Here is a 13,678-nt window from a genome sequence, read left to right on the forward strand (position 1 = left end):
GAGGATTACGATGCGTTTTGTAAAAATAGATAATATGAAAGCAGGCATGCGTCTGGCGAGGCCTGTATACTCCAAAAACGGAATACTTCTATACGATCGTAATTCCAAAATCAATGAATCCGGGATTGCCAGCATTAAAAATTTCGGTCTTATGGGCATGTTTATTCTAGAGCCTGCCGAACCAGTTCCTCCCATGACTCAAGCTGATATAGACTTCGAAAGATTCCAGACTATGAATGTTTATGCCATTAAGCAGGAGCTTGAACTTATAGTATCTAAAGAGACTTTGTCCAAAACTCAGTTCATAGTTGCAGATATAATCCAGAATTACGGTCATCTTGATAGCAAGATTAATTTCAGTCAGGATCTTAGAACCAAAGAAGATCATATATTCAGGCATACTCTTAGCGTTGCTATGCTGTGTGCCATGATAGCCAATAAGCTAAACACCTCTCCCATAGACCAGATGAAAGTTGTAACAGCTGCTGTCATACACGAGCTTGGCAAGATCCTGTTCATTTCGGACAATCCTTCTTTTTCCGGTGAAAGTTCTGATATCCCGGAAGATTATATGACCAAGGGATTTAATCTTATCGAATCTCTATACACAGATAGTCCCGATATCAAGCGTATATGCGTTCAGGCTCATGGAAGTAAACAAAAACCCAATCCAAATGCAGTCCTTGGTGCAAAGATTCTGCTTGTAGCCAACGCCTACGACAGGATGACAGCTATGCAAAATGCAGGCGAACCTGCTTCAGAAGTAACAGCCATCCGCACACTTCTTCATGAGAATGTATATGACAAAAAGATCGTTGATGCCCTTATAGACAGTGTCAACATTCTCTCCTGTGGTATAACAGTTGAACTTAATAACCATGAGAAAGCATTGGTTCTTGCAGAAAATAAAGATGATATATTCAGACCAACAATTCTGACTTTTAAGGATAACACCATTCTGGATCTTGCCGACTGGCATAACAGGGATATAGAGATAACAGATGTCCAGAAGACTATGGACAACAGATACGTATTCGATGTTGCTGCTATAACAAGTTGCGGTCTAAGCACAGACTTCGAAGTAGAGATCCCGGACTTTGTAGAGGCACCTCATATTTTGGAGTGATATACTAAGGCTTCAAACCTAGTCGGTGCCATATCATGGAAATCTCGTCAAGGAAGACAGACCATAAATCTTTGCTACTTTGATAATCATTTTAAATTCATAACATTAACACAAAAACCTCGTTTCCACTACCATAACGGAAACGAGGTTTTTTAATCAGATTTATATTACTTTTTTATCCGATCTTCTCGATTGCTTTCTTCGGACACTTGGATGCGCAAAGTCCGCAATGAGTACACTTGGACTGATCTATACGAGCAAGGTTATTTTCAACTGTGATAGCGCCTACCGGACAGTTCTTTTCACATATATGACATGAGATACATCCAACCTTACAATATTTATTGACTTTCTGACCCGGATCCTGAGACTTACATCTTACAGATTCTGTAGCGCTGTAAGGAATCAGATCTATAAGGCCTCTTGGACATATTTCTATGCACTTGCCGCATGCTTTACAGCTATCCTTGTCTACTACTGCCACTCCATTGACTATATGTATAGCATCAAACTGACATACAGATACGCAGGAGCCGCCGCCAAGACAGCCAAAAGTACATGTCTTAGGACCGCTTCCGGGAAGCTGGTTGATAACGCGGCAATCCATGGCACCTGAATATTCATACTGCCTTGTAGATAGCTCGCAGTCGCCTCCGCAGTGTACGTAAGCAACTTCCCTTTCTGTCTCGCCTGCATCTACTCCCATGATTTCGGATATAAGAGCTGCTACAGGAGCGCCACCTACCGGACACTGATTAACCGGAGCTTCGCCCTTAGCTATAGCAGCAGCACATCCCGAACATCCGGGATATCCGCAGCCGCCGCAGTTGTTGCCTGGTAGAACGTCAAGGACAGCTGCTTCTTTTTCATCTACATCTACGTGAAGCTTGATGTTGGCATAGCCGAGAATCAGACCTATCAGGATTCCGCAGCCCGCAACAACAGCCACCGCGATCAATATTCCATTTAACATAGTTTCTCCTTCCAAGTCGCTCAGCGAAGCACTGAGAATCCTGTGAATGCAATTGCCATAAGTCCTGCCGTAATAACTACAATCGGTGTTCCCTTCCATGATTCAGGAATATCATTGTATTCCATCTTCTCACGAAGTCCTGCCAGAATCGTAATGGAAATAGTAAAGCCGACTGCTGTTGCAAATCCATTCACTATACCCTCGATGATATTGTACTCATTAGTTACGTTAAGAAGTGCAACACCAAGAACAGCACAGTTAGTTGTGATAAGTGGAAGATATACGCCAAGTGCCTCATACAAAGGCTTAACGAATTTCTTAAGGAACATCTCAACAAACTGAACCAGCATCGCTATTATAAGTATGAAAACTATAGTATTAAGATATACCAGATCCAGAGGAACCAGTATGAACTTATACAAAAGTCCGCACACTGCAGATGCAAGTGTTATTACAAATATGATAGCTCCGCCCATTCCGGCAGCACTTGAAACCTTCTTGGATACGCCAAGGAAAGGACACAGTCCAAGGAACTGTGATAATACTACGTTATTGATCAGGGAGGACATGATCAGTATGCCTATAAGCTGACTTACTACATTCATTTGTCATCTTCCTCCTTTTTATCTTCTTTATTGTCTTCTGCTTTAGACTCTTCTTTAGAAGCTTCTTTCTTGTCATCCTTCTTGGAAGGAATCTCCATATCTACATTCATGCATCCGCCGCTTTTATACTTGGACACATCCTTGCCCTTCTCGGCACGCTTTCTGTTGATCCTGTTCATGGTAGCCATAAGAGTTCCAAGTACCAGGAATGCGCCTGCCTGAAGTACGAAGATACTGATCGGAGTATACATTCCAAAGAATGTACCAACAGGTCCGGGAACAACTGTTCCTTCGCCAAGGAGCTGAATACCAAAAGCTGTTCCTGCGCCGATAAGCTCACGTACAAGACCTATGATGGTGATAGAACATGTGAAACCAAGTCCCATTCCAAGTCCGTCAAAAAGAGCCGGTACAGCGCCGTGTTTGCTGGCATATGACTCTGCACGTCCGAAGATGATACAGTTAACAACGATAAGCGGGATATATACGCCAAGTGCTTCGTTGAGAGCAGGAAGATATGCCTGCATCAAAAGGTCTACCAGTGTAACAAACGAAGCGATGACTACAATAAATGATGGAATTCTAACTGTATCCGGAATGACTTTTCTAAGCAGTGATATTACCAGATTAGAAAGAGCCAGAACGAAAGTAGTTGCAAGACCCATTGACAGACCATTGATGGCAGATGTTGTAACGGCAAGTGTAGGACACATACCAAGTACAAGAACTGTCGTAGGATTTTCTACAACTATACCATTTAAAAATCTCTCAAGCGGTGTGTCTGCAGGAAGCCCGAGAGCGCCTTTTCTTTTTTCACTCATCTTACTGACCTCCTTCCAGAACGTTTGTATAGTACAGAAGGCCGGCATTTACACCATTGGTAACTGCTTTGGAAGTGATAGTGGCACCTGATATAGCTTCGATGGAGGTGTCATTAAGACTTGACTTGCCTGTTCCGTCCTTAACAACCGAATATGTTACTGTTGCATCGATTCCGCCGTCAACAGAATACTGAGGAACCAATACCTTCTCAGCATTCATACCAAGACCAGGAGTCTCGCTGATGGATATAAGAGAGATTCCATTGAGTACTCCATCTGTTGTAATACCCATAGAGAACTCGATATCATCGTTATATCCCTTGGATGTTATCTGAACGATATATCCAATAACATTGCCGCTTCCATCATAAGCCTCTATGACGGATTCAATCGTAACACCTGAATAATCTGCTGATGTACCTAAGACTTCACTAGCCTTTGAGCTATCAACGATATTGTCCTGTCCAAAAGAACTTGCGCTTGCAAATACTGCCTTATTGGCCTTCTCAACCTTAAGAGCATTCTGGTAAGCGATAGGTTCCTTGGTGATCTGATATACAAGCCCTAATAAGACTCCTGCAATGAGTGTGATCACGAAGAGGATAAGGGCATTTTTGATCATTTCACCGGTCTCATTTTTCTTAAGATCGGCTGTCTGTTCATTACTCATGCTTTTGCCTCCTTCTTGCGTGATTTTTTCGGAATACCGAAAGCTCTTGGAAGTGTCCATCTCTCGATAAGCGGAACCAAGAGATTTCCAATGATGATAGCATAGGATACGCCCTCTGCACCTGATCCAAAGATACGGAATATTCCGGTAAGAAGTCCCAGAACTATACCATAAATATATTTTCCCACATTAGTGATAGGACTCGTTACATAGTCGGTAGCCATGAAGAAAGCTCCAAGCATAAGTCCGCCACCTGCAAGCTGTGCAGAAAGGTATGCAGGATTCCATCCACGTCCGCCGAAGATCATTACGAAGATAGCAAAAGAAACGATGTATGATCCGGGAATTCTAAGATCGATGACGCCTGCCATGATAAGTACACAAGCACCTATTACGATTGCGATCATAGAAGTCTCACCGATAACACCGCCTGTGAAACCTTCGATCATCTTCATTACGTCAACTTCCTCGCCTGCCTTAAGAGCTGCAAGAGGTGTTGCACCTGTATAAGTATCTGTAACGAAATCTGTCATAAGTCTGGGAAAAGATATTACGAGAAAACATCTTGCACCCAGAGCCGGGTTCATAAAGTTCTGTCCAAGTCCTCCAAAGAGCTCTTTGACTACTACAATGGCGAAGATACCGCCGATTATAGGAAGCCAGAAAGGAGCTGTACTTGGAATGTTAAGACCTATAAGAAGACCGGTTACAACTGCAGAAAGGTCTCCTATAGTGTTAGGCTTGTGCATAAGTTTCTCATATACATACTCAGTGATAACTGTTGTAGCTATAGATAATAATATGAGAACAAGTGCATACAGGCCAAAGTTAAATACGCCAAACGCAGCCGGAATACATAGTCCTATGATCACCCAAAGCATAATATTGGTGGTCGTAGAGCCACTCCTGACATGCGGATTGGACGACACATTTCTAAATTCGCTCATATTGTCCTCCCCTTATTTCTTCTTGCGATTAGCAAGCTGTATTTTACGCATGCCTTTGATAAGCTGTGTCAAGTGACGATGTGCCGGACAGATAAATGAGCAGCATCCACATTCGCAGCATTCCATGCCGTATTCCTTAAGGAATCTCTCTGTCTGTCCATGCTCTACAGCATCAGCAAGATTCTTGGGAATAAGCTGTTCAGGACAAGCCTCTACACAGCGAGCACAGTTAATGCATGCTGTAGGCTCCATAGCAGAAACAGCATCTTCTGTAAGACATGTAAGAGCTGATGCAGTCTTGGTTGTAGGAACTTCGGTATCCCATACAGCAAAGCCCATCATAGGTCCGCCTGAGATGATCTTCTGAGGTGTCTTATAGAATCCACCTGCATCATCCAAAAGTTCCTGATAGCTTGTACCGATCCTGACTTTATAGTTACAAGGATCCTTGATCGCATCACCTGTAATGGTTACGATCCTCTCCATCAGAGGTCTTCCTTCTGTTACAGCTCGATATATAGCACAGAGTGTATCAGTATTATCAACGATACATCCCGCATCTGCAGGAAGCATAGATGAGTTGATACTTCTGCCTGTACATGCATATATCAGCATACGCTCAGCGCCCTGAGGATACTTGGTCTGGAGCTGCTTAACCTCAATCTTGGGTTCATCTTTAGTAAGCTCACGGAGCTTCTTGATAGCCTCAGGCTTATTATCTTCAACCGCAAGGATACCTCTTGCATTAGGGAAAAGAGATACAGCAATCTTAAGACCACCAATAATAAGCTCAGGTTCTTCGATCATACGACGATAATCTGAGGTAAGATAAGGCTCACACTCTGAGCAGTTAGCTATTACGTATTCGATTTTATCGGGTTCTTTAGGGGATAATTTGACAGCGGTTGGGAATCCCGCACCGCCCATTCCGACAACCCCGGCCTCTCTGACAGCAGCTACTATCTCTTCGCTGGTCATCTCCTCCCACGGTTTTACTTCAGGCCATTCAACTTCTTCATAGAGTCCATCGTTCTCAACGATGATACTGTTGCACATTCCGCCGGTCGCAAGTCTTCTAGGCTCAATCGCCTTAACGGTTCCGGATACTGTCGCATAGATTGGAGCAGATACAAAACCTGAAGCCTCAGCAATTTTTTGCCCGGTCAGAACATGGTCACCTACTGCCACTATTGGGGATGCAGGTGCTCCGATATGCTATGATAACGGATATACAAGATCACCCTTAGGCAGAACACTTTTGATGGGTTTGTCCATAGTCAGCTCTTTGCCTTCATATGGATGGACTCCCCCTACGAACGTTAGTCGCGCCATTTCCTACCCTTCTTTCTGATGATTTTATCAGTGCCTATGATACGGAAAATATACAAATAGTAAACCTCGCACTAAGACCATTCCAAGACCTGTGATAATATTTGAAGTCTTTAATGTCTCCCATTTAGATAAGGTTTACATAATTGTATTTACTCCCAATATCACAATAATATTTTACGACTTAAATTATAAAAATTCCATATACTACAATCTATATTTTGATGAATAATCGGCATTTTTTATATCGTTTGTATATATATTTAAAAACATTTTAGAAGAATTGTTAGCAACTGCTAATGCACTACCTTGTACAATGTGATAAAATATCATTACTTTGATTTTGATCAATTATCGTTTACTATAGTAATTGAATCATAAAATATGTCATAAGAATCCCTTATAGTCATATATATTCGGTTCATTTACTATAATCCAGAGGTTAATATGATAATCATACAAAAAGATATACTTTTTAAACCGGTCATGCTCGCACCGTATCCAATCAATAAACTGGTAGAAAATCCCGAAAAAGCCCTTTTTATTGATATAGAAACTACAGGTTTTTCTGCCAAGACTTCAAAGCTGTATCTTATAGGATGTGCCTACTACGAACAGGGTAGCTGGCACCTTGCCCAGTGGTTTGCAGATAAGAAAGATGATGAAGAAGAGATTCTGAATGCATTTTTGATGTTCGCATCAACCTATGATACACTGATCCATTTCAACGGCAACAGATTCGATCTTCCATATATCAAAGCAAAATGTGACCACTATGGCATTGAAGATCAATTGGATAATATGAATTCAATTGATATATACAAACTCATATCACCCTACAAGGATGTTTTGGGGCTCGAGAACTGTAAGCAAAAGACGATAGAGCTGTTCCTTGGAATAAATCGTGAAGACATCTTCACAGGCGGCCAGCTCATAGAAATCTACGACAAGTATCTGGAGTCCAAGAACGAAGAGTTTTATAGACTTCTCCTACTTCACAATGAGGATGATGTCAAGGGAATGTCAGAACTGCTTCCTATCCTGTACTATGTAGACTTTTTTGAAAGCATCAAGAATATGCCTCCTCTTCACATGCGAACAGACGCTCAGCAGTCCGAACTGTCTGATACGCTTCCCCTTCGTGCTGTCAAAGTTCAGGCCAATTATTATACAGATATGGACGGCACAGAGAAAAAAGAGATATTCATGAAGCTTTCACTTTCATGCAAACTTCCGGTACCGTTTAAATGTAATCTCGATGGAATATTTTTGAACATAGAGGGAAATACAGCAAATCTCAGAATTCCTCTTTTCGAAGAAGAACTCAAATACTTTTATTCAAATTATAAGGATTATTATTATCTTCCGGACGAAGATCAGGCACTGCACAAGTCTGTAGCTTCCTTCGTAGAAAGGTCGCATCGGGTTCAGGCCAAAGCAGAGAACTGCTACACGAGGAAACCCGGACAGTTTTTAAAGCAGTGGGATCTTGTATTTACACCTTTCTTCAAACATGAATACAAGGAACACGCCTTATATTTTGAATTGACAGACAATATCAAAGTCAACAGATCTGCCATGAGCCTGTACGCATGTCATGTTCTGTCACACCTTTTTGAATGATAATAAGAAAAGCTCCGGAGGCTAACCGGAGCTTTTCTCTTGCAGAGGAAAATTTAGTTGATGCAGTTAAAATCCAGGTCTTGTCCCGGATTGGTTCAGCAAATCCAAATCCTATTGTCATACAAGCCAGACACGAGCACATTTTCTTATGGTCATAGCCTTGATAACAATTCCAGATACTGATATAAGTTATCCCTTCGGTCTTTCGTAGTAGAAAGAGTTCTTTCTTACAAATCCAATATCCTTATAATTTATTATCTGTTCTGTAGCACCAATGAACAGGATACCTCCCGGAGCCAGCGAATCATAATATTTTCTGAAAGTCTCATCCTTAGCTTCTTCTGTGAAGTAGATAAGAACGTTACGGCATACGATCAGGTGATAATCCTTGGGATAAGGATCTCTTAAAAGGTCTGCCTGTTTGAATGTTACGCGGCTCTTGATCTCATTAGAGATAGTTACTGTTCCGTCTGAATTCTTGGTAAAATACTTATCCTTAAGATCCTTGGGAACTCCGGCTATCTCCTTCTCTGCATAAATGCCCATCTTAGCTTTGGCAATAGCAACAGAATCAAGGTCAGTAGCCAGTATATTGATCTGATTAAGCGGTACATGGCGTGACAAGAGCATTACAATAGTATATGGCTCATCACCTGTCGAGCATGCAGCACTCCAGATCTTAAGATTCTTGCCAAACTTGCCCATTAGTTCCGGAACCATATCTTTGTCCATAAGAGCCCACTGATCCGGATTACGGAAGAATTCCGATACGTTGATGGTAAGATATGTAACAAAGGCATGAAGTACTTCTTTGTCCTTCTTGATCAGATCCATGAACTGGTCGTATCCTTTTACCTCATACTTGCCGATAAGAGTATCTATACGGCGTTTCATCTGTTTTTCCTTATAGGCATTCAGATCTATCTTGGTCAGGTCGTAAACTGCTTTTTTGAACCACTCATAATCATAAGCCATGATACTTGTAACCTCCAAAGAATATATATCCCTGCTTTTATGTTCAGAGATACGTGTCGTCAAGACACACGATATATTACTATACAGATACTACATAAAGAATATCGGATGATCTATACAAAAGATTAATACGAAACATGACAAAATAATTAGAACAACATTAAAAGCATTAATTAAGCCTCAGTTTTAAGTTCCGTCACCAAAAGCAAATAAAAAAGCTCCGATAGCATTATCGCCATCGGAGCTTATCTTTACCAATTAAATTGATAGATTAGTAATACTAAATATTACTCTTCTGTCTGCTCAGAGATAACCTGATCGATATCTACAGAAGCAACATCTTCGTTGTCATCCTTCTTCTCAGGAGCAAGCATAGCCTTTACAGAAAGGCTGATCTTGTGCTCATCTTCGTTGAAGTCTACGATCTTAGCTGTTACTTCATCACCAACCTTAAGTACATCAGCAGGCTTATCGATATGATCCTTAGAGATCTGTGATACATGAAGGAGTGCATCGATACCGGATTCAAGCTCAACAAATGCGCCGAAATCTGTCATACGAGCAACCTTACCACTTACAACATTACCTACTGCATACTTCTCAGAAGCGTTCTTCCATGGATTTCCATCTTCGAACTTTCTGGAAAGGGCGATCTTCTTGCCTTCGATAGACTTAACAAGAACCTTAACAGTATCGCCAACTTTAAATACTTTCTTAGGACTCTCAACACGGCCCCAGCTCATTTCAGAAATGTGAAGAAGACCATCAGCACCGCCAAGATCGATGAATGCACCGAAATCTGTAACGTTCTTAACTGTTCCTTCTACAATGTCACCAGCCTGGATCTTATCAAAAAGTTCCTTAGCCTTTTCAGCCTTCTCAGCAGCGATAAGCATACGTCTGTTACCGATGTATCTTCTTCTGCGAGGATTGTACTCTGTTACTACGAACTCGATTTCCTGATCCTGATATTTTGTAAGATCCTTTTCATAAGTATCTGATACAAGGCTTGCAGGGATGAAGATTCTAACTTCATCAACAACTACTACAAGACCACCTTCCAGAACCTGTACAACCTTAGCAGAAAGTGTCTCTTTGTTATTGAAAGCTTCTTCAATCTTCTTATTGCCACGGTCAAGAGCAAGTCTCTTGTATGACAGTACTACCTGTCCATCTGCATCATTGGCTTTAAGAACCTTGACATCCATCTTATCTCCAACATTAAGCTTTGTTGTAAGATCAAGGCTGTTATCGTTACTGTACTCATTTCTGGAAAGAATACCGTCGGACTTGTAACCAATGTTGAGGATGGCTTCATCAGGTTTTACATCGATTATAGTACCTTCAACGACCTCCCCTGTATGAATTGTCTTGAATGACTCGTTGAGCATCTGCTCAAATGTCTGTTCCTGTTCTGACATATGTCTGAACCTCCTCAATAATATTCTTCGGGGTTGACGCCCCAGCGGTAATTCCCACTTTATATATACCCTCAGGAAAATCCTTGGGTAAGTCATCTACTGTTTGTACGAAATATGTATGCTTACATTTGCCGGAGCAAATCTCATACAGTTTCCGTGTGTTGGAACTTGATGTTCCACCGATTACTATCATGGCATCAGCCTCAGCAGCAATTTTTTCTGCTTCGGTCTGTCTCTCTTGTGTAGCATTACAGATAGTATTCACAATATTAATATTGTAGCCTTTGCCATTGAAAATTTCAACTACATCTTTAAATTTTTTGTAATTAAATGTTGTCTGAGAGACGAGTGTAAGCTCCGTTTCCACAGGAAGTGCGAATTTCTGGGCATCTTCAAGGCTCTCGATTACATAAACCGGTCCATTTGCCCATGACACGATACCCTCAACTTCAGGATGTTTTGCATTACCTGTTATGACAATGGTTCTTCCTTTTTGACTTTCCTCATCAACTATCCTGTGTATTCTCTTTACAAAAGGACAAGTAGCATCTACGTAAGAGATACCTTTTTGCTTGATCTTCTCCTCAGTTTCCCTAGGGATCCCATGTGCCCTTATAACTATTGTACCATCTTCTGACACATTTGAAAGGTCATCTACATTATTTACAACTTCAACGCCTTTACTCTCTAAGTCCTTTACAACTTCTTCGTTATGAATTATAGGACCGTATGTATAAATTTTCTTATCTTTATGCTCTACCTGCTCATATACAGTGTCAACAGCTTTCTTAACACCAAAGCAAAATCCTGCATGTTCAGCTAAGATTACTTCCATACCAAAACTTCCTTTCTCAGCGAACGTATTACTATGACTCCCTGGTTATACTATGATATAGGTACCATAGACATATTTTGACAACTAATGCATGATACTTAGTCTATAAAAGAACCCAGAGTCATCATACTATTAGTATACCTAATCTGATCACTTATTGGTAGTCAGATCTTTATATCTGTTTCTTTATATCTGTTTCTTTATAATTACCTTATCAGCAGACATTTATTTGTTCCCAACAAGTCGCAAGCCATTAGCTATTATACAATTCAATTATCTTATCGGCAACCTCTTCTATTGACATATCAGAAGTATCAACCAACACTGCGTCATCTGCCTGTTTAAGGGGTGATGCCTCTCTATGCATGTCACGATAATCTCTGTCTTCTATATCTTTTTCTATTTCTTCAAGAACTGCTTCCTGGCCTTTTGCGATCATCTCTTTGTATCTTCTCATAGCTCTGACCTGTACGCTTGCTGTAAGATAGATCTTAAGATCAGCATTTGGAAGTACTACTGTTCCAATATCGCGACCATCCATTACTACGTTTTCGGTCTCAGCAAGCTTCTGCTGAAGCTCTACAAGCTTTTCTCTAAGTCTTGCTACCTGAGATGTCCTACTAGCCATAGCGCTTACCTCAGGGCTTCTGATAAGACCGTTGACATTCTCATCTCCAAGCATTACAACCTGCTCACCGTCAACATATTTTATAGTGATCTCAGCTGACTGAGCCTTTTCTCCAACTTCGTCTGCATTGTCAGGATTTACATTCATTCTGGAAAGATACAGAGCCATTGCTCTATACATAGCTCCTGTGTCCACATAGATAAATCCAAGCTTACCTGATACTAATTTCGCGATGGTGCTCTTTCCTGCTCCTGCAGGTCCGTCTATTGCAATCTGATGACTCATTTAATAACTTCTCCTTGTTAACTGTTCATATTTTTTATTCTTCCATAGCCGCACAAAGTCCGGCCAGATGCCCTGTAGACCATGCAACCTGTAAGTTAAAGCCTCCAGTCACAGCGTCTATGTCAAGAACTTCTCCGGCAAAATATAAGCCCTTTCGAAACTTCGACTCCATTGTAGAAGAATCTATCTCTTTGACATTAACTCCGCCCTTAGTTACTATAGCCTCGTTAAATCCTCTGGTTCCTGTAACCGTCATCACAAGGTCCTGGGTCAGATCCACAAGCTTCATACGCTCCGCTTTACTGATCTCACTGACCTTCTTGTCAGGTGCAATCCCAGACAGATTTATTATCACAGGTATGAGCTTTGATGGAAAAAGACCTCCAAGAACATTCCTAAAGACTTTCTTATTACCCTCTTCAAAGTCACGTATTATACGCTTGTCCAACTGTTCCTTGGTAAGAGCAGGCTTCAGATTAAGATGGATCTTGTATCTGGTTCCTTCTTCATAGCGGGTACTAGCCGTAAGTATAAGCGGACCGCTTATTCCAAAATGTGTAAAAAGCATTTCGCCAAAGCCTTCATAGACACTCTTGGAATTTTTGTTTTTCTTTTTCTTCTTTTCAGAACTTGCAACGCCTACAGCATTATCAGAAGGAATTTCTGCCTTTTTTACAACTCCAAGCTTCTTAACTTCGAGATTTTTAGAGTTAGCAAACCTAGCGTCTTCATCCTCAGTTTCATTTTCACAGGCAACCATTTTAATGCTGACATTCTTAAGAGAAAGGCCCTGAAGTTCCTTAACCCAGGCTTCCTTGACTTCAAAAGGGACAAGACTTGGAAATGGCTGTGACAAGCTGTGACCTGCCTTACGTGCAAATCTGTATCCATCACCTGTAGAGCCGGTACTCTCATACGAAATACCGCCTGTACATACTATAACAGCATCAACAGGTATCTTCTCCTTCCTGCCGACAGTTATAGCTACTACCTTATCATCCTCATATTCTATTCCTGTAACTTCACTATTATATGAGATCTTGACATGCAATCTTTGAAGATATCTAACAAGCGTTCCTATGATATCTGATGAATGATCAGAAACAGGAAAAACCCTGTCTCCACGCTCAACCTTAAGACGGCAACCGTTTTTCTCAAAAAAGTCGCACACGCTGTCATGGTCAAAGGCATAAACAGCACTGTACAAAAATTTGGGATTTCGGCATACATTGCCAAAGAACATGTCGGTATCGACATTGTTGGTTACATTACATCTGCCCTTACCGGTAATATATATCTTTTTTCCGGCTTTTTCATTTTTTTCGTATATAGTGACTTTAGCGCCACTTTCGGCTGCAGCGGCTGCCGCCATCATTCCGGCGGCGCCTGCGCCAATTACTGCAATATTTTTCATATATATCTTTTCTTTATTTTTTATAG

Annotated in this window: 12 protein-coding genes and 1 pseudogene; 2 read left to right on the plus strand and 11 right to left on the minus strand. The window is 41.1% G+C overall.

Going from position 1 to position 13,678, the window contains the following annotated elements:
• Positions 1-10: 10 nt before the first annotated feature.
• Positions 11-1,126, plus strand: coding sequence for an HD domain-containing protein (locus I7804_RS14365; RefSeq protein WP_248403973.1), 1,116 nt, complete (start codon positions 11-13; stop codon positions 1,124-1,126).
• A 175-nt stretch (positions 1,127-1,301) separates the two neighbouring features.
• On the opposite strand, the gene I7804_RS14370 is transcribed toward I7804_RS14365, so the two are convergent.
• The 6 genes and pseudogenes from I7804_RS14370 to rsxC all read right to left on the minus strand — a co-directional run bounded on the left by I7804_RS14370 (position 1,302) and on the right by rsxC (position 6,474).
• Entirely contained in the window at positions 1,302-2,099 is a 798-nt protein-coding gene (locus I7804_RS14370) for an RnfABCDGE type electron transport complex subunit B (protein WP_027216206.1), read from the minus strand.
• Between the two features lie 20 nt (positions 2,100-2,119).
• Positions 2,120-2,704 carry an electron transport complex protein RnfA gene (locus tag I7804_RS14375; protein ID WP_022752613.1) on the minus strand — a complete coding sequence of 195 codons (585 nt, stop codon included), beginning with the start codon at positions 2,702-2,704 and terminating at the stop codon, positions 2,120-2,122.
• A complete protein-coding gene (gene rsxE / locus I7804_RS14380) occupies positions 2,701-3,525 on the minus strand; it encodes an electron transport complex subunit RsxE (protein ID WP_022757193.1) in 825 nt (274 codons plus the stop codon). Before rsxE ends, I7804_RS14375 begins: the two co-directional genes overlap by 4 nt.
• 1 nt (position 3,526) lies before the next feature.
• A complete protein-coding gene (locus tag I7804_RS14385) occupies positions 3,527-4,195 on the minus strand; it encodes an FMN-binding protein (RefSeq protein ID WP_022757192.1) in 669 nt (222 codons plus the stop codon).
• Positions 4,192-5,142 (minus strand): RnfABCDGE type electron transport complex subunit D, encoded by a 951-nt coding sequence (locus I7804_RS14390; protein ID WP_022757191.1) that lies wholly within the window; start codon positions 5,140-5,142, stop codon positions 4,192-4,194. Before I7804_RS14390 ends, I7804_RS14385 begins: the two co-directional genes overlap by 4 nt.
• Before the next feature lie 12 nt (positions 5,143-5,154).
• Positions 5,155-6,474: pseudogene (gene rsxC / locus I7804_RS14395) on the minus strand (electron transport complex subunit RsxC).
• Positions 6,475-6,918: 444 nt separating this feature from the next.
• Here rsxC and I7804_RS14400 point away from each other — a divergent pair.
• Positions 6,919-8,094 carry a ribonuclease H-like domain-containing protein gene (locus tag I7804_RS14400; protein WP_248403974.1) on the plus strand — a complete coding sequence of 392 codons (1,176 nt, stop codon included), beginning with the start codon at positions 6,919-6,921 and terminating at the stop codon, positions 8,092-8,094.
• A gap of 189 nt (positions 8,095-8,283) precedes the next feature.
• Here the strand turns inward: I7804_RS14400 and I7804_RS14405 are convergent, their stop codons facing one another.
• The 5 genes from I7804_RS14405 to I7804_RS14425 form a co-directional block, all read right to left on the minus strand.
• The gene (locus I7804_RS14405; protein ID WP_022752619.1) at positions 8,284-9,069 is read right to left on the minus strand and encodes a CheR family methyltransferase; all 786 of its coding nucleotides are present in this window, start codon (positions 9,067-9,069) and stop codon (positions 8,284-8,286) included.
• 287 nt (positions 9,070-9,356) lie between these two features.
• Positions 9,357-10,490: a 30S ribosomal protein S1 gene (gene rpsA / locus I7804_RS14410; RefSeq protein ID WP_092041021.1), complete on the minus strand. Its 1,134-nt coding sequence runs from the start codon at positions 10,488-10,490 to the stop codon at positions 9,357-9,359.
• Positions 10,465-11,325, minus strand: coding sequence for a 4-hydroxy-3-methylbut-2-enyl diphosphate reductase (gene ispH, locus I7804_RS14415; protein ID WP_022752621.1), 861 nt, complete (start codon positions 11,323-11,325; stop codon positions 10,465-10,467). The genes rpsA and ispH overlap by 26 nt, the downstream gene beginning before the upstream one ends.
• Positions 11,326-11,578: 253 nt before the next feature.
• Positions 11,579-12,238, minus strand: a complete 660-nt coding sequence (gene cmk, locus I7804_RS14420) for a (d)CMP kinase (RefSeq protein WP_074754368.1) — start codon at positions 12,236-12,238, stop codon at positions 11,579-11,581.
• A 34-nt stretch (positions 12,239-12,272) separates the two neighbouring features.
• Positions 12,273-13,652 carry an NAD(P)/FAD-dependent oxidoreductase gene (locus I7804_RS14425; protein ID WP_248403975.1) on the minus strand — a complete coding sequence of 460 codons (1,380 nt, stop codon included), beginning with the start codon at positions 13,650-13,652 and terminating at the stop codon, positions 12,273-12,275.
• Between the last annotated feature and the right edge of the window lie 26 nt (positions 13,653-13,678).

The organism is Butyrivibrio fibrisolvens, assembly GCF_023206215.1.
GTDB lineage: Bacteria > Bacillota > Clostridia > Lachnospirales > Lachnospiraceae > Butyrivibrio > Butyrivibrio fibrisolvens_C.

Bases quoted from the DNA above. Each gene is read 5' to 3' on its own strand.
- I7804_RS14365 (WP_248403973.1), top strand. From the start codon at position 11: ATGCGTTTTGTAAAAATAGATAATATGAAAGCAGGCATGCGTCTGGCG.
- I7804_RS14370 (WP_027216206.1), bottom strand. From the start codon at position 2,099: ATGTTAAATGGAATATTGATCGCGGTGGCTGTTGTTGCGGGCTGCGGA.
- I7804_RS14375 (WP_022752613.1), bottom strand. From the start codon at position 2,704: ATGAATGTAGTAAGTCAGCTTATAGGCATACTGATCATGTCCTCCCTG.
- rsxE (WP_022757193.1), bottom strand. From the start codon at position 3,525: ATGAGTGAAAAAAGAAAAGGCGCTCTCGGGCTTCCTGCAGACACACCG.
- I7804_RS14385 (WP_022757192.1), bottom strand. From the start codon at position 4,195: ATGAGTAATGAACAGACAGCCGATCTTAAGAAAAATGAGACCGGTGAA.
- I7804_RS14390 (WP_022757191.1), bottom strand. From the start codon at position 5,142: ATGAGCGAATTTAGAAATGTGTCGTCCAATCCGCATGTCAGGAGTGGC.
- I7804_RS14400 (WP_248403974.1), top strand. From the start codon at position 6,919: ATGATAATCATACAAAAAGATATACTTTTTAAACCGGTCATGCTCGCA.
- I7804_RS14405 (WP_022752619.1), bottom strand. From the start codon at position 9,069: ATGGCTTATGATTATGAGTGGTTCAAAAAAGCAGTTTACGACCTGACC.
- rpsA (WP_092041021.1), bottom strand. From the start codon at position 10,490: ATGTCAGAACAGGAACAGACATTTGAGCAGATGCTCAACGAGTCATTC.
- ispH (WP_022752621.1), bottom strand. From the start codon at position 11,325: ATGGAAGTAATCTTAGCTGAACATGCAGGATTTTGCTTTGGTGTTAAG.
- cmk (WP_074754368.1), bottom strand. From the start codon at position 12,238: ATGAGTCATCAGATTGCAATAGACGGACCTGCAGGAGCAGGAAAGAGC.
- I7804_RS14425 (WP_248403975.1), bottom strand. From the start codon at position 13,652: ATGAAAAATATTGCAGTAATTGGCGCAGGCGCCGCCGGAATGATGGCG.